28 protein-coding genes and 1 tRNA gene are annotated in these 23,210 nt (G+C 59.0%); 13 read left to right on the top strand and 16 right to left on the bottom strand.

Annotation, left to right across the window (positions count from 1 at the left end; translation table 11 throughout):
• The 10 genes from urtC (at position 1) to QRN20_RS16730 (ending at position 8,395) form a co-directional block, all read left to right on the top strand.
• Positions 1 to 1,140 (top strand): urea ABC transporter permease subunit UrtC, encoded by a 1,140-nt coding sequence (gene urtC, locus QRN20_RS16775; protein WP_285360824.1) that lies wholly within the window; start codon positions 1 to 3, stop codon positions 1,138 to 1,140.
• Positions 1,140 to 1,877, top strand: a complete 738-nt coding sequence (gene urtD / locus QRN20_RS16770) for an urea ABC transporter ATP-binding protein UrtD (protein ID WP_096767694.1) — start codon at positions 1,140 to 1,142, stop codon at positions 1,875 to 1,877. The genes urtC and urtD overlap by 1 nt, the downstream gene beginning before the upstream one ends.
• 2 nt (positions 1,878 to 1,879) lie before the next feature.
• Positions 1,880 to 2,569, top strand: coding sequence for an urea ABC transporter ATP-binding subunit UrtE (urtE, locus tag QRN20_RS16765; RefSeq protein WP_029243709.1), 690 nt, complete (start codon positions 1,880 to 1,882; stop codon positions 2,567 to 2,569).
• Positions 2,570 to 2,590: 21 nt separating this feature from the next.
• Positions 2,591 to 3,031: an urease accessory protein UreE gene (gene ureE / locus QRN20_RS16760; RefSeq protein ID WP_029243708.1), complete on the top strand. Its 441-nt coding sequence runs from the start codon at positions 2,591 to 2,593 to the stop codon at positions 3,029 to 3,031.
• The gene (locus QRN20_RS16755; protein ID WP_122605202.1) at positions 3,028 to 3,771 is read left to right on the top strand and encodes an urease accessory protein UreF; all 744 of its coding nucleotides are present in this window, start codon (positions 3,028 to 3,030) and stop codon (positions 3,769 to 3,771) included. Before ureE ends, QRN20_RS16755 begins: the two co-directional genes overlap by 4 nt.
• A gap of 24 nt (positions 3,772 to 3,795) precedes the next feature.
• Positions 3,796 to 4,491: an urease subunit beta gene (locus tag QRN20_RS16750; protein WP_058432795.1), complete on the top strand. Its 696-nt coding sequence runs from the start codon at positions 3,796 to 3,798 to the stop codon at positions 4,489 to 4,491.
• Positions 4,492 to 4,494: 3 nt separating this feature from the next.
• Positions 4,495 to 6,207, top strand: a complete 1,713-nt coding sequence (gene ureC / locus QRN20_RS16745; RefSeq protein ID WP_025994526.1) for an urease subunit alpha — start codon at positions 4,495 to 4,497, stop codon at positions 6,205 to 6,207.
• Between the two features lie 24 nt (positions 6,208 to 6,231).
• The gene (ureG, locus tag QRN20_RS16740) at positions 6,232 to 6,891 is read left to right on the top strand and encodes an urease accessory protein UreG (protein ID WP_122605200.1); all 660 of its coding nucleotides are present in this window, start codon (positions 6,232 to 6,234) and stop codon (positions 6,889 to 6,891) included.
• Positions 6,888 to 7,745: an urease accessory protein UreD gene (locus tag QRN20_RS16735; protein ID WP_122605198.1), complete on the top strand. Its 858-nt coding sequence runs from the start codon at positions 6,888 to 6,890 to the stop codon at positions 7,743 to 7,745. The genes ureG and QRN20_RS16735 overlap by 4 nt, the downstream gene beginning before the upstream one ends.
• Before the next feature lie 188 nt (positions 7,746 to 7,933).
• On the top strand, positions 7,934 to 8,395 hold the full coding sequence (locus QRN20_RS16730) for a hypothetical protein (RefSeq protein WP_096767698.1): 462 nt from the start codon (positions 7,934 to 7,936) through the stop codon (positions 8,393 to 8,395).
• Between the two features lie 126 nt (positions 8,396 to 8,521).
• Here the strand turns inward: QRN20_RS16730 and QRN20_RS16725 are convergent, their stop codons facing one another.
• From QRN20_RS16725 to thrS, 11 genes are all read right to left on the bottom strand, one after another.
• Positions 8,522 to 9,196 (bottom strand): OB-fold protein, encoded by a 675-nt coding sequence (locus QRN20_RS16725; RefSeq protein WP_122755065.1) that lies wholly within the window; start codon positions 9,194 to 9,196, stop codon positions 8,522 to 8,524.
• A gap of 554 nt (positions 9,197 to 9,750) precedes the next feature.
• Complete coding sequence (locus QRN20_RS16720) at positions 9,751 to 10,008, bottom strand: DUF1652 domain-containing protein (protein ID WP_088234998.1); 258 nt, start codon at positions 10,006 to 10,008, stop codon at positions 9,751 to 9,753.
• Positions 10,009 to 10,229: 221 nt separating this feature from the next.
• A tRNA-Pro gene (locus QRN20_RS16715) sits at positions 10,230 to 10,306 on the bottom strand.
• Positions 10,307 to 10,394: 88 nt separating this feature from the next.
• Positions 10,395 to 10,751: a MerR family transcriptional regulator gene (locus tag QRN20_RS16710; protein ID WP_029243700.1), complete on the bottom strand. Its 357-nt coding sequence runs from the start codon at positions 10,749 to 10,751 to the stop codon at positions 10,395 to 10,397.
• The gene (ihfA, locus tag QRN20_RS16705; RefSeq protein WP_002553164.1) at positions 10,732 to 11,034 is read right to left on the bottom strand and encodes an integration host factor subunit alpha; all 303 of its coding nucleotides are present in this window, start codon (positions 11,032 to 11,034) and stop codon (positions 10,732 to 10,734) included. Before ihfA ends, QRN20_RS16710 begins: the two co-directional genes overlap by 20 nt.
• A gap of 3 nt (positions 11,035 to 11,037) precedes the next feature.
• A complete protein-coding gene (gene pheT, locus QRN20_RS16700; protein WP_029243699.1) occupies positions 11,038 to 13,416 on the bottom strand; it encodes a phenylalanine--tRNA ligase subunit beta in 2,379 nt (792 codons plus the stop codon).
• A gap of 32 nt (positions 13,417 to 13,448) precedes the next feature.
• Entirely contained in the window at positions 13,449 to 14,465 is a 1,017-nt protein-coding gene (gene pheS / locus QRN20_RS16695) for a phenylalanine--tRNA ligase subunit alpha (protein WP_004886956.1), read from the bottom strand.
• 104 nt (positions 14,466 to 14,569) lie between these two features.
• Complete coding sequence (gene rplT, locus QRN20_RS16690) at positions 14,570 to 14,926, bottom strand: 50S ribosomal protein L20 (protein ID WP_002553161.1); 357 nt, start codon at positions 14,924 to 14,926, stop codon at positions 14,570 to 14,572.
• 29 nt (positions 14,927 to 14,955) lie between these two features.
• Complete coding sequence (gene rpmI, locus QRN20_RS16685) at positions 14,956 to 15,150, bottom strand: 50S ribosomal protein L35 (RefSeq protein WP_002553160.1); 195 nt, start codon at positions 15,148 to 15,150, stop codon at positions 14,956 to 14,958.
• Between the two features lie 60 nt (positions 15,151 to 15,210).
• On the bottom strand, positions 15,211 to 15,762 hold the full coding sequence (infC, locus tag QRN20_RS16680) for a translation initiation factor IF-3 (RefSeq protein ID WP_170969009.1): 552 nt from the start codon (positions 15,760 to 15,762) through the stop codon (positions 15,211 to 15,213).
• Positions 15,762 to 17,684, bottom strand: a complete 1,923-nt coding sequence (gene thrS, locus QRN20_RS16675; RefSeq protein WP_025994994.1) for a threonine--tRNA ligase — start codon at positions 17,682 to 17,684, stop codon at positions 15,762 to 15,764. Before thrS ends, infC begins: the two co-directional genes overlap by 1 nt.
• Positions 17,685 to 18,029: 345 nt before the next feature.
• Here thrS and QRN20_RS16670 point away from each other — a divergent pair, with 345 nt between their 5' ends.
• Positions 18,030 to 18,338 carry a hypothetical protein gene (locus QRN20_RS16670; protein WP_004886950.1) on the top strand — a complete coding sequence of 103 codons (309 nt, stop codon included), beginning with the start codon at positions 18,030 to 18,032 and terminating at the stop codon, positions 18,336 to 18,338.
• A gap of 293 nt (positions 18,339 to 18,631) precedes the next feature.
• Positions 18,632 to 18,844, top strand: a complete 213-nt coding sequence (locus QRN20_RS16665; RefSeq protein ID WP_004886948.1) for a cold-shock protein — start codon at positions 18,632 to 18,634, stop codon at positions 18,842 to 18,844.
• Between the two features lie 65 nt (positions 18,845 to 18,909).
• On the opposite strand, the gene QRN20_RS16660 is transcribed toward QRN20_RS16665, so the two are convergent.
• A complete protein-coding gene (locus QRN20_RS16660) occupies positions 18,910 to 19,245 on the bottom strand; it encodes an I78 family peptidase inhibitor (protein ID WP_004886945.1) in 336 nt (111 codons plus the stop codon).
• 312 nt (positions 19,246 to 19,557) lie between these two features.
• On the opposite strand from QRN20_RS16660, the gene QRN20_RS16655 reads away from it, so the two are divergent.
• On the top strand, positions 19,558 to 19,752 hold the full coding sequence (locus tag QRN20_RS16655; RefSeq protein WP_004886943.1) for a hypothetical protein: 195 nt from the start codon (positions 19,558 to 19,560) through the stop codon (positions 19,750 to 19,752).
• A gap of 22 nt (positions 19,753 to 19,774) precedes the next feature.
• Here the strand turns inward: QRN20_RS16655 and QRN20_RS16650 are convergent, their stop codons facing one another.
• The 4 genes from QRN20_RS16650 to QRN20_RS16635 are packed head-to-tail and all read right to left on the bottom strand — an operon-like array spanning position 19,775 to position 23,209.
• Entirely contained in the window at positions 19,775 to 20,800 is a 1,026-nt protein-coding gene (locus tag QRN20_RS16650) for a nucleoside hydrolase (RefSeq protein ID WP_004886941.1), read from the bottom strand.
• A 40-nt stretch (positions 20,801 to 20,840) separates the two neighbouring features.
• On the bottom strand, positions 20,841 to 21,245 hold the full coding sequence (rbsD, locus tag QRN20_RS16645) for a D-ribose pyranase (RefSeq protein WP_004886940.1): 405 nt from the start codon (positions 21,243 to 21,245) through the stop codon (positions 20,841 to 20,843).
• Positions 21,242 to 22,162, bottom strand: a complete 921-nt coding sequence (gene rbsK, locus QRN20_RS16640) for a ribokinase (RefSeq protein ID WP_122412556.1) — start codon at positions 22,160 to 22,162, stop codon at positions 21,242 to 21,244. Before rbsK ends, rbsD begins: the two co-directional genes overlap by 4 nt.
• A gap of 30 nt (positions 22,163 to 22,192) precedes the next feature.
• Entirely contained in the window at positions 22,193 to 23,209 is a 1,017-nt protein-coding gene (locus tag QRN20_RS16635) for a LacI family DNA-binding transcriptional regulator (RefSeq protein ID WP_122412557.1), read from the bottom strand.
• Position 23,210: the final 1 nt, after the last annotated feature.

Here is a 23,210-nt window from a genome sequence, read left to right as displayed (position 1 = left end):
ATGAATGACATGACTGAAAAGCCGCCAGCCCTGCCCCGCACAACGAGCTCCCGCCCCGCCTGGCTCAGTGGCGGCTGGCTAGCACTGCTGGAGCGCTACAGCCTGATCTGGCTCTCGGTTCTGCTGCTGGTGGTGTTGCCGTTGTGCCTGGGCGACTTCCGTCTGGGGCTCGCAGGCAAATACCTGAGCCTGGGTTTCTGCGCAGTCGGCATGGTGATGATCTGGGGCTACGGCGGCATCCTTAGTCTCGGCCAGGGGATCTTCTTCGGCCTGGGCAGTTACATGATGGCGATGTACCTGAAACTCGAAGCCACCGCCACGGACGAAGCCGCCAGCGCCCTCGCCGCCCTCTACGGCTCGGCGCTGCCCGACTTCATGATCTGGAACAGCGTCGAGTCGCTGCCGTGGTGGTGGAAGCCGTTCGAGTCGGCGACCTTCACGCTGGTGGCGATCCTGATTCTTCCGGCGCTGCTGGCGTTCCTGTTCAGCTACGCCTACTTCAAGAAACGCGTGGGCGGCGTGTACTTCTCGATCATCACCCTGTCGCTGGCTTCGATCATGTCGATCATGATCATCGGTCAGCAAGGCTACACCGGCGGGGTCAACGGCCTGACCGATTTCAAGACCGTCTTCGGCCTGAGCCTGCAAACGCCGCAGACGCCCTGGATCCTGTACCTGATCACCACCCTGCTGTTGCTGGCCTGCGTCGCGATGTGCGGCTTCATCCTGCGCAGCCGCCTGGGCAAGGTGATCGTGGCGATCCGCGACCGCGAAGACCGGGTGCGCTTTTCCGGCTACAACACCGCCCTGTTCAAGGCCTTCATCTTTGCCGTCGCCGCGCTGATCTCGGCACTGGGCGGGGTGATGTTCACCCTGCAGGTCGGTCTGGCATCGCCCTCGCTGGTGGGCATCATTCCCTCGACTGAAATCGTCATCTACGCCGCCCTGGGCGGACGCTTATCGCTGGTCGGTGCGGTGTACGGCACGCTGCTGATCGGCACGGCGAAAACCTACCTGTCGGAAAACTTCGTCAGCTTCTGGCAGTACTTCATCGGCTTTCTGTTCATGGGCGTGGTGCTGTTCCTGCCCGCAGGCCTGGCCGGTCTGCTGCAACGACTGAACAACAAGGAGGCGAACTGATGGGCGCGCTGCTATTGAGTGTCGAAGACCTGACGGTGTCGTTCGACGGCTTCAAGGCCGTGGACAACCTCAATTTCTACGTCGAAGAAAACCAGGTGCATGTGGTGATCGGCCCGAACGGCGCAGGCAAGACCACGCTGCTGGACATGATCTGCGGCAAGACCCGCCCGAGCGCCGGGAGCATTCGCTTCAAGGACCTGCAACTGGCGAACATGATCGAGTACCAGATCACCCGAGCGGGCGTCGGTCGCAAGTTCCAGAACCCGTCGGTGTACGAAGACCTGACCGTGCGCGAGAACCTGGACATTTCCTCGCCGGACAAACGCGGCATTTTCAACTGCTTGTTTGCGGGAAAGAACACCGCCTTGCAGTCCGAAATCGAGCAGACCGCCGAGATGATCTTTCTCAAGGACCAGTTGGGCCGCAAGGCCGGGCTGCTGTCCCACGGCCAGAAGCAGTGGCTGGAGATCGGCATGCTGCTGATGCAACGTCCGGAACTGCTGTTGCTGGACGAACCGGTGGCGGGCATGAGTGCAGGCGAGCGGGAGAAAACCGCGGGCCTGCTCAAGCTGATCGCCAAGGGCCGCGCAATGGTGATCATCGAGCACGATATGGAGTTCGTGAAGTCGGTGGCCGACAAGGTCACCGTGCTGCATCAGGGCAAGACCCTGGCCTACGGCTCGATGGATCAGGTGCAGAACGATCCTCGCGTCATCGACGTCTATCTGGGGCACTGAACATGCTGAATGTCACTGAACTGAACGTCTATTACGGCGACAGCCACGTGCTGCGCAACCTGAGCCTTGACCTTGCGCCGGGCGAATCGCTGGCGATCATGGGCCGCAACGGCATGGGCAAGACCACGCTGCTGCGCAGCCTTGTGGGCATGCTGCCGACCCGCAGCGGCAGCATCAGGCTGGCCGGGCAGGAACTCACCGGCAGCAAGAGCTATGAGCGCGTTGCCGCAGGCGTCGGCTTCGTGCCACAGGGCCGGATGATCTTTCCGTACCTGAGCGTGGAGGAAAACATCCTCACCGGCATGCAGGGCGCACCCGCTGCAGCGATCCCCGACTACATCTTCGAGTACTTTCCGGTGCTGTTCGAGATGCGCAGGCGCAAGGGCGGCAACCTCTCCGGCGGCCAGCAGCAGCAACTGGCCATCGCTCGCGCACTGGTGTCCAACCCCAAGGTATTGATCCTCGATGAACCCACCGAAGGCATCCAGCCATCAATAATCAAGGACATCGCCAAGGCCCTGAACCTGCTCAAGAAGGAACGTGGCTTTTCGCTGATTGTGTCCGAGCAGGTGCTGTCGTTCGCCATGGCAGTGGCCGACCGTTACCTGATCATCGAAAAGGGCGAGTTCGTGCACAGCGAAGTCCGCGAAACCGTCGACCGCGAGCGCATCTTGCGTTACCTCACCATCTGAACCGGCACGGGAGAAGACGCCATGCTGATACTCGACCGCATCCTCGGCCAGGCCAGCGACCCGGCCCTCGCCGAGCAGCTTCATGAACTGAGCCACAACGGGCAGGTGGAGACCCTGAGCCTGTCCGGCAGTGACATCCAGCGCCATCGTCTGCGGCTGGCCAGCGACCGGGGCACCGACTGCGCGATTCGTCTGGAGCGGCATCAGCAACTGCGCAACGGCTCGGTGCTGATGCTCGACGGCCAGCGCGCCATCGTCGTGCAGATGCAGGATCAGCAGTACCTGAGCCTGCGGCCACGCGATGCAGCCGCAGCGCTGGAACTGGGTTACTTCGCAGGCAACATGCACTGGGCCGTGCGCTTTGCCGAGGACACCTTGCAGATCCCGCTCAACGGGCCTGAAGCCGATTATCTGGAACGCCTGGCACCCATGATTGCTGACGGCCGGGTGTCGCGCGCATGAACGACCCTCTCGACGATTTGGGCAGCGCCCTGCTGGCCCTGCAGCAGGCCGACAGTTTCTTCCCCACGGGCGCCGTGGCCTGGTCGTGGGGGCTGGAAACCCTCAAGGCGGACGGTCATCTGGGACCGATCGAACGAGTCCCGCCGCGACGCCGCCAGCGGGAAACACGTCCGGATCGGAGTGCTGAAGTCTGCGGTTTTGTCGAAGGTCAACTGCGTCACCGCTGGAACAGTTTTGACCGAACCTTTCTGGTCGCCGCCTGGCAGTCTGCCGAAGATCTCGATCACTTGATGGTGCTGGATGCGCAGGTCGAAGCGCTGACGATGGCCGAAGAGCTGCGTCAGGGTTCACGGCGTGTCGGCCAGGCGCTGTTGGGCGTTCACGTCGCGCTCGGCACACCCGGCGCGGCGCGCTATCAGCAGCAGGTGCTGGCCGGCGAGACGCCGGGGCACTTGCCCGTTCTGCAGGGCCTGATCTGGAAACAGCTGGGCATGCAGCTTGAACATTGTCAGTTGGCGGCGGCCCATGGCCTGTGCACCGGATTGGTCAGCGCTGCCGTACGCCTTGGCGTCATGGGCCACATTGATGCTCAGCGGGTGCTGACCGCCATTCAACCTTTGATCACGCAACTGCTCGCGGACGCAGCGCCAGAGCCGGACAACGCCAGCGGCTTCACGCCGATGGCCGAGATCGCCGTGATGCGCCACGAAACCCAGGAATTGCGCCTGTTTGCCAATTGATCACCTGCCCGCAGGAGCCACGCCATGCTGCTGACCCCCACCGAACTTGAACGCCTCACGCTCTACACCGCTGCCGAACTGTCACGCAAACGTCGGGGCAAGGGCCTGCGCCTGAACTTTCCGGAAGCCTCGGCGCTGATCGCCGACGAAATTCTGGAGGGCGCCCGCGAGGGACGCAGCGTGGCCGAACTGATCGGCTTCGGCTCGACGATTCTCAACACCGATGACGTGATGCCCGGCGTTGCCGAGTTGCTGCCGGTGCTACAGGTCGAAGGTACGTTTCCGGACGGCACCAAACTGGTGACGGTTCATCAACCGATTCGCCCCGGCCGATTGCCGTTGGCGGAGATGCCCACGCCCGGCGAGATTCTTGCGCCTGAAGGCGACATCCAGCTCAACAGCGGCCGACCCACTGCAACGCTGCGCGCCCTGAATACCGGCGACCGCCCCGTGCAGATCGGCAGCCACTACCACTTTTTCGAAGTCAACAAGGCGCTGGATTTCCCCCGCGACATCGCCTTCGGCATGCACCTGGACATTCCGGCCGGCACCGCTGTGCGTTTTGAACCCGGCGAACTGCGTGAGGTGCAACTGGTGCAGTTCGGCGGCACCGGCGACATTCACGGCTTCAGCGGCCTGACCAATGGCAACCTGCACGACCCGGCCTGCAAGCGCGTGGCGCTGGACCGTGCACGCGCCCAGCATTTCAAGGGAGCCTGACCCATGGCCACGATGACCCGCAAGGAATACGCCGCGATGTACGGCCCCACCAAGGGCGACGCGGTCCGGCTGGGTGATACCTCGCTGCTTGCCGAGGTCGAGTTCGACCACGCGGTACCCGGCGACGAATGCCTGCACGGCGGCGGCAAGACCCTGCGCGATGGCATGGGCCTGATGCCGGGCCACGACAGCGACGACGGCGCCCTCGACATGTTGATCTGCAACGCGCTGATCATCGATCCGGTGATCGGCATCGTCAAAGGCGACATCGGCATCAAGGACGGCAAGATCGTCGCCATCGGCAAGGCGGGCAATCCGCAGATCATGGATGGTGTGCACCCGCAACTGATCTGCGGCGTCGCCACCACCGTGCGCGATGCCGAAGGTTTGATCGTCACCCCCGGCGGCATCGATGTGCATGTGCATTTCGACTCGGCGCAGCTCTGCGACCACGCGTTGGCGGCCGGACTGACTACCTTGATCGGCGGCTCGCTGGGACCGATCACCGTCGGCATCGACTGCGGTGGCGAGTGGAACGTGGGCAAGATGCTGCAGGCGTCCGAGCACTGGCCGATCAACTTCGGCTTTCTCGGACGCGGCAATTCGAGCAAGCCCGAATCACTGCTCGGGCAACTGCGCGGCGGCTGCCTGGGGCTGAAAATTCACGAAGACTGGGGCGCTATGCCTGCAGTCATCGACACCTGCCTGAAGGTCGCCGACGAATATGACTTTCAAGTGCAACTGCACACCGACACGCTCAACGAATCGGGTTTTCTGGAAGACACCCTGGCCGCCATCGGCGACCGCACGATCCACATGTACCACACCGAAGGCGCGGGCGGCGGGCATGCGCCTGACATCATCAGCGTGGCGGGCAAGCCGAACTGCATCCCCTCCTCCACCAACCCGACCAACCCTTACACCATCAACACCTTCGACGAACACCTGGACATGATCATGGTCTGCCACCACCTCAACCCGGACGTGCCGGAAGACGTGGCGTTCGCCGAATCCCGCGTGAGGCCGCAGACCATCGCCGCCGAAGACATCCTGCACGATACCGGCGCGATCTCGATTCTGGGCTCGGACAGCCAGGGCATGGGGCGCATCAACGAAGTCATCTGCCGCACCTGGCAACTGGCGTCGAAGATGAAAGACCAGCGCGGTCGCCTGCCGGAAGAAGCCACAGCGCTGGGCGACAACGAACGCATCAAACGCTACATCGCCAAATACACCATCAACGCAGCGCGTGTGTTCGGCATCGACAGCTACATCGGCTCGCTGGAGCCGGGCAAGCTGGCCGATCTGGTGCTGTGGCGGCCGGCCTTTTTCGGTATCAAGCCGGAACTGGTTGTCAAGGGTGGCTTCATCGTGCACGGCGTGATGGGTGACTCGGCCGCCTCGCTCTACACCTGCGAACCGCTGGTGATGCGCCCGCAATGGGGGGCGTTCGGTGAAGCGAGCAAGGCGCTGTCGGTCAACTTCGTCAACCGGCTGGCCGTCGAAGCCGACACGGCCAGCAAACTGGGCCTGAAGAAAGCGCTGCTGCCCGCGTTCGGCACCCGCACCCTGCGCAAGTCCGACATGCTGCATAACGATGCCTGCCCGGACATTCGCGTCGACCCACAGACGTTCGACGTGTACGCCGACGGCGAGCGGCTGTTCTGTGATCCGGTCAGCGAAGTCCCGCTTGCTCAACGCTACATGCTGCGCTGAACCCATTTGCGAAGGAGCCTGATCATGAATCTGCCATTGAATGCGCCAACCCTGTCCACTTCACAGCCTCGCCCCGGCGCTGCACGTGTCGGCATCGGTGGCCCGGTTGGCTCGGGCAAGACCCGTCTGCTGGAACAGTTGATTCCACGCTTCATCGCCCGCGGAATCGAACTGGCCGTCATCACCAATGACCTCGCAACCCGTGAGGACGCCGAACGCGTTCAGCGCAGCGGCCTGATCGACCCGATGCGAGTCCGCGCGGTGGAAACGGGTGCATGCCCGCATACAGCGATTCGGGAGGACCCGACACTCAATCTGCAAATGGCCGATGAGCTGGAAGCGCACTTCAAGAACCTCGATCTGGTGCTGATCGAATCCGGCGGCGACAACCTGGCTTCGACCTTCTCACTGGATCTGGTGGATTACTGGATCTTCGTCATCGACGTTGCCGGCGGTGATGACATCCCGCGCAAACGAGGCCCCGGCGTACTGAGCTGCGATCTGCTGGTGGTCAACAAATACGATCTGGCGCCTTACGTCGGCGTCGATTTACCGCGTATGCGCCGTGAGTCTGCCGAAGCACGCGACGGCCGCCCCGTACTGTTCACCAACTGCAGTACCGGGGATGGCGTCGATGCAGTGGTCGAGGCGATCAGCCGTGCCGTGCTGTTCGACCGAGCATGAACGCCCGTCAACCCATTGTGCCCGTGCAGACGCGCCCGGCAGCAGAGATCAGCTTCAGCAGAGCACCGTCGGGGATCAGCTACGTCTCGCGTCAGGAAGTGGGCTATCCCTTCCACTTGGGCCGGACCTTGAAACTGCCTCAGGACCCACCCGGCATGGCGGCGGTCTATCTGCAATCCTGCTCGGGAGGCCTGTTCGCGGGAGAGCACTTGCATCTACGTCTGCACGCCGAGGCCGACACGCAAGTGCATGTCAGCACAGGCGCGGCGACCATCGTCCACAGCATGCTCGAACAACCCGCACGCCAGACTGTTACGCTGGTGGCCGAGACCGGCGCGCTGCTGGAATACCTGCCGATGGCAACCATCCTGTTCCCCCAGGCCCGCCTGCACAGCCAGGTGCTCGTGAGCTTGCACACCAACGCTCGCGTCCTGCTCTGCGACGCATTCTGCGTGCATATGCCGCACGGCACAGACGGACTGCCGGGCTATTACCGCGCCGATCTTGAAGTACGTTGCCCAGCTGGGCGGCTCTTGGCCGGAGATAGGCTGGCCCTGACCGGCGAAGACCTGCAACGTCGCCTGCCGGGTGTCAGCGGCCCATTTGAAGCCGTCGCCACCTTCATGCTGCTCGGCAACGGGCTGCCATTAGAAGAGATAAAGACGGGGTTGCGAGAGGCGTTTCGCGGGCTAACTGACAGCTACGTGGGGGTCAGTGCATTGCCGAGTGATTGCGGGGTGTCGGTGAGAATAATGGGCACTGATGCGGTGGTGTTGCGCCAGGCCCTGCACCTCGCCTGGGCGACTGCCCGCCTGTATTTGACAGGCGTTGCGCCACAGGTGCGACGCAAGTGAGACCTGGTTTGTGAAACCTCGGAAAGCTATCTTGTTACATGCCGACACTCACTCCATAATCGCGCACCCTCTATTCACGGGCGCCGTGCAAGCGACCTGTATGAATTGCCCTCTCATCAGGCTAAACGTCGGTCGGCTGAAAAGTGATCGACTGGCAAAATTTCACCATGCCGCTCTCAGGAAACCTCATGTACAGAAAACTTACCGCACTTGTTGCAATGGCTATCGGCCTGGCTTCGCTTGCAGGATGCGGCGACACGCAAGAAAGCAAAACTGTCAGCCGTTATGCGACAGATAAATGTTCTATCGATGCCATCGGAGGGAGTGGCGACGCGACCGTCTACGTCAAGCGAGGTACGGTCATGGTCTCTGGTTGGGCCGTTGATACGCAGAAACAGGCATCGCCGACTCAGTTGAGGCTTCGTCTCACGGGTGCACAAGGCGCCCCTCATACCTTTGAGAAGCCCGCTCAGGTGGATCGGCCGGATATTGTCAAATTCTTCAACAACGAAAAACTGCTCAAGACGGGCTTCAATTTCACCGTCGATCTGTCTGGCCTGGACACAGGGGCCTACGGCATCATTCTGGAAATGCCGGATGGCAGTTCATTGCTGATGTGTCAGCCTAAAAAAATCATGGTTGTTCAGTAGCCGGTAAAAGCGTTGCCGCAGAACGTGTGAAACTCGCTGGACATGAAAAAGCCCATCTCAGGATGGGCTTTTTCGTTTGAGGCGAATGGTGATGAGGTCTTTCACGCTTGACCCGGTGACTCGTGCTTACTTTGGAAACACACAGTCCTTGAACATCGGCGTCTTGGCCAAGTCGCCAGTCCCCGTACAGACAACAGACACCTCTGCCCCCTTCTTCAGCGCCGCAATCGATGACAAGTGAGACTTGCCGAACTTGAACTGCGGTGCCAGCATCCTGTTGTGTCCAGCCAATATCAGGTACGGATACCCCATGAAATCGGTATTGATGTCCAGAATGCGACCGGTCACTTGCACGCGCTTGTCTTTGTACAGCATGTCCGCCGCTACGGTATTTTCATCGTATCCGGTCGATACCTGTAGGGCCGTGTAGGCTTTTACAGGTTCTGCAACGGGTTCGGCAGTTGCCTGAGCGACAGGTTTGGCCGCTGGAGCCGCGGCTGGAGCAGGAGCAGGAGCAGGAGCAGGAGCAGGAGCAACTTCAGCCGGGGTTGCGGGCGACGCTGCGGGGGCTACGGTAACGGCCGGAGCAACGGAAGCTGATGAATCACGATTGGCAGGCTTGTGTAAGACCAAGGAAATAATCATCCAGAGCGCCATCCACCCGAAGCCAATCAGCCTGGCTTTTTTTGTATGCCCTTTACGCAGCAGCAGCCAGGCGAAGAACTGAGGCATCAGCGCAATCAGGATTCCCAGAATGATTCCGACCTTGCGGGGTGAAGACGGGACTTTCATTTCGTTCATTTCGCTTTCCATGACGATCAAATAACGCGGCATCCTGAACAGATCTGTACCAAATTGCCACTTAGTAACGGTGCGTATGGGTATCGACTGTAATCGCTTGAACTTGATGGATTTTTCAAGTTTTTAGGCGTGTGCGCATGCCAAGAGAAGTCTCAATTGATGCATGTGATCGTCTGGCGGAGTTCATGGTGGCATGAAGGCTGATCATCGGATTGGCAACCGTTCGCCCATGGCACCCTATCCACGATAAACGCGGTTCCGGCTGGCGCTTGGCGCGGGGATTGGACGATAGAAGAGACTTCGGCATATCAATGCCGAGTTCGTTAAGAAGTTACCATCAGCGCCGATAGCCTTGTACTGCATACCGCAGTGCAAGGAGGCATCATGAAAAAGATAGCTGTAGCCGGACTTATCGCTCTACTTTCAATAGTCTCAGTCTCTGCGTCAGCCTGCCCCAAGGGCACGCATCCAACTGGTGGAACAGGTTCGCACCACAAGGGCGGCACCTGTAAGTAAGGCGAGCCCGGCCCGGCGCCGGGCTTTTCCGCTCTGCCCTAAGCCAAGCGCTTCATCGACAACTCCATCTGCCCCATCAGGTCTCTCTGCTCTTTCAGTGAGAGCACCAGTTTTGCGATGGACCGGCTGGTGGCCAGGTCGGACAGCGGCATCCCCGTGACATACAACTGAAGCTCACCTGTTTCGGGATGGAGAAGCTTGACCGAAAAGGTTTCGTTCGCCCCCATGACGCATTCACACTTGGAGGGCAAAAAAGCGGTCTCAAGGACTCGTTGGAGATCGGACTTTGAAAACATCTTGTATTCCACCTGACAAAATCGTTTCACCGAGAATAGACGATTGGCAGACTCATTGGTTGCCGGTCATCGGCAGATTCGAAACCGGGGATTATGTTACTTGCCTTGCTTGTGCTTATTGATCCGCAAAGAGGCTGAATCACCACTGGCCTATCCCCTGCAAAAGTCCCGCCCATGAAAAAGCCCAACCTGAAAAGGCTGGGCTCGATCATTGGAGAATATGGTCGGGACGGAGTGATTCGAACACTCGACCCCTAGCACCCCATGCTAGTGCGCTACCGGACTGCGCTACGCCCCGACTAGGCGTGAAACTGTTTCGCATGTTGCGAAAACTTCGAGGAATATACCCTAAGCTTTTGAATTATGGAAGTATCTGGTTGGCTCGGTTACGACTTGAGCATGACCAGTACGTCTTCCAGCTCGGCAATCATCTGCCGGATCATCTGCTTGTACTGCTGGGTATCGTCCTTGACTTCACCGTTGGTAAGGCGCAGACGCGCTCCTCCGATGGTAAAGCCCTGGTCGTATAGCAAGCCGCGAATCTGGCGGATCATCAGCACATCCTGGCGCTGATAATACCGACGGTTTCCGCGGCGTTTTACGGGGTTGAGCTGAGGAAATTCCTGTTCCCAATAGCGCAAAACGTGCGGTTTCACCGCGCAGAGCTCGCTCACCTCACCGATGGTGAAGTAGCGTTTGCCAGGAATCGGCGGCAGCTCGTCGTTATGACTTGGTTCCAGCATATGCCTCAACTCGGGCCTTCAACTTCTGCCCTGGACGAAAGGTGACCACACGGCGTGCCGTGATCGGAATTTCTTCGCCGGTCTTGGGATTTCTCCCAGGCCGCTGGCGTTTGTCTCGCAGGTCGAAATTGCCGAAACCGGACAGTTTTACCTGCTCGTTGTCTTCCAGAGCGTGCCTGATTTCCTCGAAGAACAGCTCCACCAATTCCTTGGCTTCTCGTTTATTCAGGCCCAGCTCTTCGTACAGACGTTCGGCCATTTCAGCTTTCGTCAGAGCCCCCATACGCTACTTCCTTAATGTGGCGTTTAACCTCTCCTCAAGTGAGGTGAGGATGGCAAGTGTCGTTGCGTTGACCTCATCGTCATTAAGAGTGCGCGATGGATGCTGCCAGGTCAAGCCGACCGCAAGGCTTTTTCTATGCGGATCAATGCCTTTACCCTGATAAACATCAAATAGCCTGAGGTCTGTGAGCCATTCGCCTGCATTTTCACGAATAACGTCCATTACCGCACTGGAAGAGACATCCCGATCGGCCAGAAGTGCCAGGTCGCGGCGCACTTCAGGGAAGCGCGACAGCTCGTGGAATTTTGGCAGACGGCCTTTGGCGACCTCACCCAGAACCAGCTCGAAAACGAACACCGGACGATCCAGACCCAGGTTCTTCGACAGCTCAGGGTGAATTGCGCCCAGGAAACCGACTTCACGACCATCGCGCAGGATACGCGCTGTCTGGCCCGGATGAAGCGCAGGATGCTCGCCCGGCGTGAAGCTGAAATCGCCCAGTGCGCCAGCGAAGCCCAATACGGCTTCCACATCGGCTTTCACGTCGAAGAAATCGACAGCGTCACGGCCTTGCGCCCAGCCTTCCGGAAGGCGGCTGCCACATACCACGCCAGCCAGCATCGGCTCTTGCTTCAGACCTTCCAGTTGCCCGACGAAACGCAGGCCACTTTCGAACATCCGCACACGATCCTGCTGACGGTTGAGGTTGTGCTGCAACGCCTTGACCAGACCCGGCCAGAGCGAGGCGCGCATGGCGGCCATGTCATTGGAGATCGGATTGGCGAGCAACAGCGGCTTGACGCCTGGCGTGAACAGTTCGAACCACTTGGGATCGATGAAGCTGTAGGTGATAGCCTCCTGATAGCCACGTGCAACCAACAGCCGGCGCAATTCAGGCAGATCGCCCTGGGCTTCGGCCTTGGCCTGCGGTGCCAGACGGGCCTGCGGGTAACGAACCGGCAGACGGTTGTAGCCATAGAGACGCGCCAGCTCTTCGATCAGGTCGACTTCGAGGCTGATGTCGAAACGATGACTTGGCACGGTGACATGCCACTGACCATTCGCTTCGGCCGAGACACCCAGACCCAGCGCTTTGAGCAAGCGCTCGATTTCGGCATTCTCGATCACCAGACCGAGCATTTGCTCGACGCGGCTCGCGCGCAATGTCACCGCAGCCACGGACGGCAAGTGCTGTTCGCTGACCACTTCGGTCACAGGACCGGCTTCGCCACCCGTGATTTCCAGCAGCAGACCGGTTGCCCGCTCCATCGCTTCGCGAGCCAGTTGCCAGTCGACACCGCGCTCGTAACGATGGGATGCGTCGGTGTGCAGACCATAGGAACGCGCCTTGCCAGCCACCGAGATGGTGTCGAAGAAGGCACTTTCCAGGAAAATGTCGCGCGTGCCAGCGGTCACGCCGCTGTGTTCGCCACCCATGACACCGGCAATCGCCAGCGCGCGCTGATGGTCGGCGATAACCAGGGTATCGGCACGCAGGCTGACTTCCTGACCATCGAGCAGAACGAGCTTCTCGCCCTCCTCGGCCATGCGTACGCGAATCCCGCCGTTGATTTCGGCCAGATCGAATGCATGCAGCGGCTGACCCAGTTCCAGCATCACGTAGTTGGTGATGTCGACAGCGGCATCGATGCTGCGCACGTCGGAACGACGCAGGCGCTCGACCATCCACAATGGGGTCGGACGAGACAGGTCGACATTGCGGATGACGCGGCCCAGATAGCGTGGGCAAGCCGCAGGTGCCAGCACTTCCACAGGGCGAACTTCGTCGTGCACAGCAGCAACGGTTGCCACCTGTGGACGCGTGACTTCAGCGGCATAGAGCGCACCGACTTCACGAGCCAGACCGGCAACCGACAGGCAGTCGCCACGGTTCGGGGTCAGATCGACCTCAATGCTGGCATCGTCCAGCCCCAGATAGACACGAATGTCCTGACCCACCGGCGCATCAGCAGCCAGTTCCATCAAGCCATCGTTGCCCTCGCCGGCCTGCAATTCGGCAGCGGAGCACAACATGCCGTTGGACTCGACGCCACGCAGCTTGGCTTTCTTGATCTTGAAATCGCCCGGCAGCTCGGCACCGATCATGGCGAACGGGATCTTCAGGCCCGGGCGCACATTAGGCGCACCGCAGACGACCTGGAAAGTCTCGGTGCCATTGCTGACCTGGCAAACACGCAGTTTGTCGGCATCAGGGTGTTGCTCGGTGCTCAGCACCTCGCCGACCACGACACCGGTGAAGACGCCGGCGGCCAGCGTGACGCTGTCAACCTCAAGACCGGCCATCGACAGACGAGCAACCAGCTCGTCGCGGGAAACCTGCGGGCTTACCCAGCCGCGCAGCCATTGTTCACTGAATTTCATCCTGCTCTCCTGAAAGATTCGTTACGTGCGACCTAGCGAAATTGCGCGAGGAACCGCAAGTCGTTGTCGAAGAACAGGCGCAAATCATTGACGCCGTAACGCAGCATGGCCAGACGCTCTACGCCCATGCCGAATGCAAAACCCTGAAATTCTTCAGGATCGATACCGGACATGCGCAGCACGTTCGGGTGGACCATGCCGCAGCCCATGACTTCCAGCCAGCCGGTCTGCTTGCAGACACGGCAGCCTTTGCCGCTGCACATCACGCATTCCATGTCGACTTCCGCCGATGGCTCGGTGAACGGGAAGAACGAAGGACGGAAGCGAACGGCCAGCTCTTTCTCAAAGAACACGCGCAGGAATTCTTCGATGGTGCCTTTCAGGTCCGCGAAATTGATATCACGGTCGACCAGCAAGCCTTCGATCTGGTGGAACATCGGCGAGTGGGTGATATCCGAGTCGCAGCGATAGACACGGCCCGGACAAACGATCCGGATCGGCGGCTGCTTCGATTCCATGGTCCGCACCTGCACCGGGGAGGTGTGAGTACGCAACAGCATGTTCGCATTGAAATAGAAGGTGTCATGCATCGCCCGCGCCGGGTGGTGGCCAGGGATGTTGAGCGCCTCGAAGTTGTGGTAATCGTCTTCGACCTCAGGGCCTTCGGCGATGCCGTAGCCAATGTGAGTGAAGAATTGTTCGATCCGCTCCAGAGTGCGGGTGATCGGGTGCAGACCACCAGAGGTCTGACCGCGGCCCGGCAGGGTCACGTCGATGCATTCGGCCGCGAGTCTGGCAGTTAGTTCTGCCTGCTCAAACGATGCCTTGCGTGCATTGAGGACCTCTGTGACACGTTCCTTGGCAACGTTGATCAGCGCACCGACTTGCGGACGCTCTTCAGCAGGCAGGTTCCCCAGGGTCTTCATCACCTGAGTCAACTCGCCTTTCTTGCCGAGGTAGTGAACCCGGATTTGCTCCAGGGCATTGATATCTTCGGCGCTTTGCACAGCCTCAAGAGCTTGAGAGACCAGCGCGTCCAGGTTTTCCATGTACAGACTCCAGATACGAAATAGGGGAAGAGCTGAAGGCTCTTCCCCTATTTATGACGTTCAACACCGACCCCGGAAAACCGGGGCCAGTGATTGTCGGGGACTTAGGCCAAAGTGGCTTTAGCTTTCTCGACAATCGCAGCAAACGCCGCTTTTTCGTTCACTGCCAGATCAGCCAGAACCTTACGGTCGATCTCGATGGACGCTTTTTTCAGGCCGGCAATGAAACGGCTGTAGGACAGACCGTTAACACGAGCACCAGCGTTGATACGAGCGATCCACAGAGCGCGGAACTGACGTTTTTTCTGACGACGGTCACGGTAGGCGTATTGGCCTGCCTTGATTACCGCTTGCTTGGCAACACGGAATACGCGTGAACGCGCGCCGTAGTAGCCTTTTGCAAGTTTCAGAATTTTCTTGTGACGCTTACGGGCAATGACGCCACGCTTAACACGAGCCATGAGTTACTTCCTCTATATCTTGATCAAAATTAACGAAGGCGCAGCATGCGCTCGACTTTTGCCACGTCGGACGGATGCAGCAGGCTGCTTCCGCGCAGTTGACGCTTACGCTTTGTCGACATTTTGGTCAGGATGTGGCTCTTGAAAGCGTGTTTGTGCTTGATGCCGTTAGCAGTTTTCAGAAACCGCTTAGCTGCACCACTTTTAGTCTTCATCTTTGGCATGTTCGGATACTCCGCATTCAGTTGATAAACATAACCGCAAGGCCTGCCGTGCCCTGGTGGTTACTTCTTCTTTTTCGGGGCGATGACCATGATCAGCTGGCGTCCTTCCATCTTAGGATGCTGTTCGACGGAACCGTATTCGAGAAGGTCACCTTCAACCCGCTTCAACAATTCCATACCCAGCTCCTGGTGGGCCATCTCACGACCGCGGAATCTCAACGATACCTTGGCCCTGTCCCCGTCACTCAGGAAACGTACCAGGTTGCGCAGTTTTACCTGGTAATCCCCTTCCTCCGTCCCTGGACGAAACTTGATTTCTTTAACCTGGATCTGCTTCTGGTTTTTCTTCGCTGCAGCGACCTGCTTCTTCTTCTCGAAGATCGACTTGCCGTAATCCATCACACGGCAGACAGGAGGTACTGCGTCGGCAGAAATCTCTACCAGATCCAGCTTCGACTCTTCCGCTATACGAAGCGCTTCATCAATCGAGACGATGCCAATCTGCTCGCCGTCAGCGCCAATTAACCGAACCTCGCGGGCCGAGATATTCTCATTGATCGGGGCCTTGGGTGCAGCTCGTTTATCTTGTCTCATTTCACGCTTAATAATAATTACTCCGAATCTTGGCGACCACGCCGGGAAACCGCTTGTGCGAGGAATTCAGCGAATTGGGCGACCGGCATCGAGCCGAGGTCAGCGCCTTCACGTGTCCGCACAGCGACAGTTTGCATTTCAACCTCCCGATCTCCTATCACAAGGAGATAAGGAACCTTGAGCAAAGTATGCTCACGGATTTTAAAGCCGATCTTTTCATTTCTCAAGTCGGACTTGGCACGAAACCCGCTTTGGGCCAAGGTTTTTTCGACTTCGAGGGCAAAATCGGCCTGTTTGTCAGTGATATTCATGATCACTGCCTGAGTCGGCGCCAGCCAGGCCGGGAACGCACCTTCGTAGTGTTCGATCAGAATACCGATGAAACGCTCGAACGAACCGAGGATTGCACGGTGCAGCATGACCGGACTCTTGCGGCTGTTGTCTTCCGAAACGTACTCGGCACTGAGACGGATCGGCAGATTGAAGTCCAGCTGCAAGGTGCCGCACTGCCAGACACGGCCGAGGCAGTCTTTCAGAGAGAACTCGATCTTCGGACCGTAGAACGCACCCTCGCCTGGCTGCAGGTCATAAGGCAGACCTGCGCTGTCGAGTGCTGCGGCCAAAGCCGATTCTGCACGATCCCACAACTCATCGGAGCCGACGCGCTTTTCAGGGCGAGTGGACAGCTTGAGCTCGATGTCCTTGAAGCCGAAATCGGCATAGACATCCAGGGTCAGCTTGATGAAGGCTGCGGACTCGGACTGCATCTGCTCTTCGGTGCAGAAGATGTGCGCGTCGTCCTGAGTGAAGCCACGTACACGCATGATGCCATGCAAGGCACCTGACGGCTCATTTCGATGGCAGGCACCGAACTCGGCCAGACGCATCGGCAGCTCGCGGTAGCTCTTCAGACCCTGATTGAACACCTGCACGTGGCAAGGGCAGTTCATGGGCTTGATGGCGTAGTCGCGGCTCTCGGACTCTGTGGTGAACATGTTGTCGGCGTAGTTGGCCCAGTGGCCGGACTTTTCCCACAACGAGCGATCAACCACTTGCGGCGTCTTGATTTCAAGATAGCCGTTTTCGTGCTGAACCTTGCGCATGTACTGCTCGAGCACCTGATACAGGGTCCAGCCCTGAGGGTGCCAGAACACCATGCCCGGCGCTTCTTCCTGGGTATGGAACAGGCCCAGACGCTTGCCGATCTTGCGATGGTCGCGTTTTTCGGCCTCTTCGATACGCTGGATGTAGGCCGCCAGTTGCTTCTTGTCAGCCCATGCGGTGCCGTAGACGCGCTGCAACTGCTCGTTCTTGGCATCGCCGCGCCAGTAGGCACCGGACAACTTTGTCAGCTTGAAGGACTTCAGGAAGCGGGTGTTCGGCACGTGCGGACCGCGGCACATGTCGACATATTCTTCGTGATAATACAGGCCCATGGCCTGCTCGTTCGGCATGTCTTCGACCAGACGCAGCTTGTAGTCTTCGTGACGGGCGGTGAACACCTCGATCACTTCGGCGCGCGGGGTCACTTTCTTGATGACGTCGTAGTCTTTTTCGATCAGCTGCTGCATGCGCTGCTCGATCGCCGCCATGTCATCTGGCGTGAACGGGCGCTCGTAGGCGATATCGTAATAGAAGCCGTCGTCGATCACCGGGCCGATGACCATCTTTGCAGTCGGGTACAACTGCTTGACGGCATGGCCTACCAGGTGAGCACAAGAGTGACGGATGATTTCCAGTCCTTCCTGATCCTTCGGGGTGATGATCTGCAGGCTGGCATCGTTTTCGATCAGGTCGCAGGCGTCGACAAGCTTGCCGTCGACTTTGCCGGCCACGGTGGCCTTGGCCAGACCCGCACCAATTGAAAGCGCGACATCGGCTACGGAAACCGCATGATCGAAAGAACGTTGACTGCCGTCGGGAAGAGTAATAGTTGGCATGGCGCCTCCTCTCCTAGTGGTGACCCCTACCAAAGGTCACGTGGGTTGGGATGAGCCAGTACGTGATCCGGTGGTACGCCTGCCTCACAGTGGCAGGAGCCTTGCGGCCAACCTTGAAACGGACCAGATGACTGGAGTGTACAAAACCTGCTGCACCTGACTGAAAACAAAGCCAATAGAGGGTGCTGGAAATTTACAGGACGCGCATCCTATCACAGTGCAGCCGTCGAGTCGCACCTCATGACAAATGAAGATGAAATCGCCACAGCACCTGAACTGGTACGTCCGCAAACCGTCAGAACTATTCGTCAACCTGCAAGAATTTCCCCAGCAAAGGAGAACACCATGAAGCTTCCACGCCTGTCCGCACTCCTCGCTTGCGCTGCAATTCTGGCCCCATTGGGCGCCCAGGCCGCGATGGACGGAGCGACTCGCAGCACGTTCACTCAAGAGTGCATCAGTGCCGCGAAGGCACAGAACCTGGATGACAAGACCGCCAAGGCGCATTGCGACTGCGGCGCCAAACAGGTGGACAGCCATTTCTCCGACAAGGAAATCGCGTCGCTGAACAATACTGGCACTGCGCCAAGCCCGGAATTGACCTCCAAACTGCAGAAACTGGTCACCGAAAACTGCACTAAAGCAAAAAATTAATATCCGGCCGAGCGTGTAAAAACGCCCTGTCGTTGAGCGGCATTCTGTCAGTGCCAATACCATTCAAGGCCCCGTCAAACGGGGCTTTGAGCGCCCTCCTCGTACGCGTAAATCCACGCCAGCCAGCAAGCCGATTCGGCCATTCCTGAATATGACGATCTGCATACCTACGCGCGACGCTCAAAGTTCCCACCTAAATAGCTGTCTTTTCGTACATTTCGACTATGATAGGCCGGTGTGCCCAGTTGGCCTGAGCAGCACGCTATTGAAAATTATGTTCTTGGAGATACACCATGTCTAATCGCCAAACCGGCACCGTAAAATGGTTCAACGATGAAAAAGGCTTCGGCTTTATCACTCCACAAGGTGGCGGTGACGACCTGTTCGTACACTTCAAAGCAATCCAGAGCGACGGTTTCAAAAGCCTGAAAGAAGGCCAGACCGTTTCTTTCGTTGCTGCTAAAGGCCAGAAAGGCATGCAGGCAGAAGAAGTCAAAGTGGACTGATCCACTTGATTTGAAAAAACCCCGTCATTGACGGGGTTTTTTTATGCCTGCGCAATGAGCGAGGTTCAGCCGCAGTTGATGCGGATCACCTTGCCGGAGGCGTCGGTATTGACGTTGACGCGCTCGGAGCGGTACTCAAGCGTGACCATATCGTTGGGACCCAGAATGCGTGCATCCATGGAGCCGGTACGGCTGCGTACCTGGGTCAGCAAATCGATGGATGCCTGCTTGCCAATGGCAAATTGTGCAGGCTCTGCATCACAGCGGCCCGGCACGGTATTACTGGCGGCGGGCGCCTCGGTCTTGCTGGTGGCCTCGGGCACCGAATCAGGCGTGCTGCTGCACCCTGCCAGAACCGACGTCACGACCACAAAACCCAATGTTGCGAATTTCCAGGGCATACACCCTCCTTTGCCAATAAACATTTTCCAGACCTTGTGCGACCGCACCTTGCCGCATTGGTTGCACCGCAGTCATCGCCACCACTCGTAAGCGAGGATGTCTGCAAGGCGCGCGCAGTCTGCCTCGCCCCGCTTTTCCATGCGCCCGCAAATCGTCACAACATGTTTTCAACGGACGTCAGATCGCACTCATGATGCGTAAGTAGAAGTGTCAAACGGCTCGCACAATGGTTTACTGCAACTGACCATAGGGATAACGGGCAATGCACGGCTGCCCGAGCAATGCGGTGCTTTCTTGAAGGCGAGACGGACATGACAGTGATTTCGATCGATGCAGACATCAAGGCCAAATGGCCCCAGGGCCACTGCTCGCACAGCCCGGGCACACCGGAGGAGCTGGTGATTATTGCCGTCGATCTGTTGATCAAGGAACTGGGCACCGAGGGTGCCCGAGCCTTCATCACTCAGGTGTGGAGCCGATACGCGACGACAGAGCTGCCTGCCTGACAGCCTTCGACTCCAGACAGCGTTACTTCAATCGAGCCAGACGCTCGGTCAGCAGATCGAAGAAGCCCTGGGCGTCGCCATCCTCGACCCAGAAGACGTTTTGCGGTTGCTTGAGCGTACCGTTCCAGTCCGCGACGGTCTGGCCGAAACCAATGCCTTCACGGCTGTCGATCGCCACGTTGATCTGTCTGCCCGAAAACAGTTCGGGCTTGAGCATCCAGGCGATGACGCTGGCGTCGTGAATCGGGCCGCCCGGCAGGCCGTAGTGCTCCATATCCAGCTTCACGTACTCGTTGAGGATACCTTCCACCAGCTTGCCAGCCTGATTGTTCAGCGCGGCAATCTGCTGGAGACGCTTCTCGCTGGTCAGGATCTTGTGAGTCACGTCCAGCGGCACGTAGGTCAGCTTCACACCGCTGGCCAGAACGATCTGCGCCGCATGAGGATCGGCAAAGATGTTGAACTCGGCAACCGGAGTGATGTTGCCGCCGTTGAAGTGCGCGCCACCCATGACGATCACTTCCTTGATGCCCTGGGTGATCTCCGGTGCCTGCACCAATGCGAGCGCAAGGTTGGTCTGTGGGCCAAGCATTGCAACGGTAATGCTGTGAGGCTTGGCCTTGCTGAGCGTCTGAATCAGATAATCAACGGCGTTGCCCTGGGCCAACCCTTTGGCCGGTTCGTGTACCGGTACGCCGGGCAAGCCTTCCTTGCCATGCACGTTTTCCGCATAGATCGGCGTACGTACCAGAGGTTTGGGCGCACCGGCATACACCGGCACTTCCTCGCGGCCTGCCCACTCGCGAGCGAGCCTGGCGTTACGTGATGTCTTGTCCAGACGCACATTGCCGGCAACGGTGGTGATCGCCATGACATTGAGTTCTTCAGGCGATGCCAACGCCAGCAGCAAGGCGACCACATCGTCGGCACCCGGGTCGGTGTCAATGATCACGTCACGCTTTTCGACGGCCTGAACGGCTGTAGCACCGAGAATGGACAAGAGCAACGCCCCCCGAATGAGTTGTCTGGAAAACTGTGTCAACGTCATGTGTAGCTCCCTGTCATGAATACGTGTTCAGGCTGAATGCCTAGAACACAACCCCGGATACCAGCGCCACATTGCTGTAGGGCTGGCACTCGCCAGTGCGGATGATGGCCTTGGCCTTGCGGCTCAGAATTTTCAGGTCGTCATGGCTGATCCAGCGCTGATGACCCAATTGATCATCAAGGTTCAGGCTCTCGATGACCTGCAAAGCAGGTGGCTTGATTTCAGCCATTTCATTTGCCAGCACGTGGCTTTCGACCTGCATTTCGCTCAACACCACATCCAGCACGCTGACGAAATCCGGTACGCCACGGGTCAGGGCCAGGTCGATCAGTTCGACGCCGGGCGGCACCGGCATGCCAGCGTCAACAATCATCAGGATATCGCCGTGACCCAGCGATGCGATCACGCGCGACAGGGCGATATTGAGTAGCGGTGTTTTTTTCATCTCGGGTTGAATCCTTGTACTTCCTCGAACGTCGGGATGGACGGCTGCGCGCCTGCGCGGGTGACCGACAGCGCTGCGGCAGCCTGACCAAAGCGGATGGCCTGCGATTCGCTCTGCCCTCTGGCGAGCGCCGCTGCAAAACCACCGACAAAGGTATCACCTGCAGCGGTGGTGTCCACGGCCTGAACGCGACGCGTTGGAATATGTTCGACGCCAGCGGCACTGGCGAACAACGTCCCCTGCTCACCAAGCGTGATGATCACGTTACGTGCACCGGCTGCCAGCAGCGCCAGAGCCGCCTGTTGCGCAGAGGCTGGCGAGTCGACGCTGATCCCGGACAATGCCTGGGCTTCGCTTTCGTTGGGAATCAGGTAATCGATCAGGCTGTACCAGTGGGCGGGCAGCGGCTCACTGGCTGGCGCCGGGTTCAGAATGACGGTCTTGCCCAGCTCACGGGCACGCGACAAGGTGTGGAAGACCGTCTCGGTCGGGACTTCGAGCTGACAGATGACAATGTCCGAACCCGCGAGCAGTGAGTCGAAGCGCTCGATCAGCAGAGGCGTCAGTTGACCATTGCCGCCCGCGACGATGACGATTGCATTCTGGCTGTTGGCGTCGACCACGATCAAGGCAATGCCGGTGGGTACGCCATCGACCACTGTCACCGCCTGGCAATCAATCCGTTCGGCCAGCAGCGCAGCACGCAACTGCTCTCCGTAGGCATCGGCGCCCACACAGCCGATCATTGCCACCTCAGCACCCAGACGTGCAGCGGCGACCGCCTGGTTGGCGCCCTTGCCACCGGGAACGGTAGCGAAACTGTCTCCGATCAGTGTTTCGCCAGGGCGCGGCAGACGCTGGGCACGGATCACCAGATCCATATTGAGACTGCCCACTATCACTATTTTTGCTTGCATGGCTCATTCACTCGTTGCTGTGCGTGCTCATCATTGATCAGGAGCGTTGTAGGGTGCGGCCGTGGATTCACGCACCACGACGACAGGCGTCACCAGACGCTTTTCGACGGGCGAGGCATGAGGCGCCGCGATTCTGCACAAGAGCATTTGCGCCGCCGTTTCGCCCAGTTGCATGATCGACTGGCCGACGGTGGTGAGTGCGGGATAGACATAGCGGCTGATTTCGATGTCATCGAAACCGATGACCGACAATTGCTGCGGGACGGCAATATTGCGTTCGGCGGCAGCTCTCAGCACACCAATGGCAATGACGTCGTTACCGGCGAAGATCGCGGTGGGCTGATGCCTGGCCAACAGTTCGCCTGCGGCCTCGTATCCGGCCGAACTGGTGAAATCACTGTGTACGGCCCACTGCGGATCAATTTCGACAGACGCCTCCTGCATCGCACGCCGATACCCTGCCAGACGCATTTCGGCAACCGTGCTGTTGCGAGGCCCACCGATACAGGCAATGCGTTTATGCCCCAGATCAAGCAGATGACGCGTCGCCAGATAGGCACCCTGCTCGTGATCGATACGCACCGTGTCGGCTTCGATACTTTCTAGCTCGCGGTCGACGATGACCAACGGCGTGCGAACGTCCGCAAGACCTCCCGCAACACTCGCGTCTGCGCCCACCGATGAGACGATCAGGCCGTCTACCCGCTTCTCCAGCAGAACCCGCAGGTAACTGCGCTGCTTCTCGGGATTGTCATCGGAGTTGCACAGAATCACGCAGAAACCGTTGCGCTCGCAGTAGTCCTCGATGCCTCTGGCCAGCTCGGCGAAATACGGGTTCATGCCATTGGGAATCAACAGGCCGATGGTCGACGTACTTTTGGCTTTGAGCGAACGGGCCACCGCACTGGGCACGTAGTCCAGTTGTGCGATGGCCGCCTCGACCTTGAGCCGGACCGGCTCGCTCACCGGCCGGGTCTTGTTCAGCACATGGGAAACCGTTGTGTAGGAAATCCCGGCCAGTGCTGCTACGTCCTTGATGGTTGCCATG

It is taken from the genome of Pseudomonas sp. fls2-241-TYG-175 (assembly GCF_030209155.1).
In the GTDB taxonomy this organism is placed as follows: Bacteria; Pseudomonadota; Gammaproteobacteria; order Pseudomonadales; family Pseudomonadaceae; genus Aquipseudomonas; species Aquipseudomonas viridiflava.
Note: the sequence above shows the minus strand (reverse complement) of the source record. Positions and strands in the feature narration are given on the sequence as shown.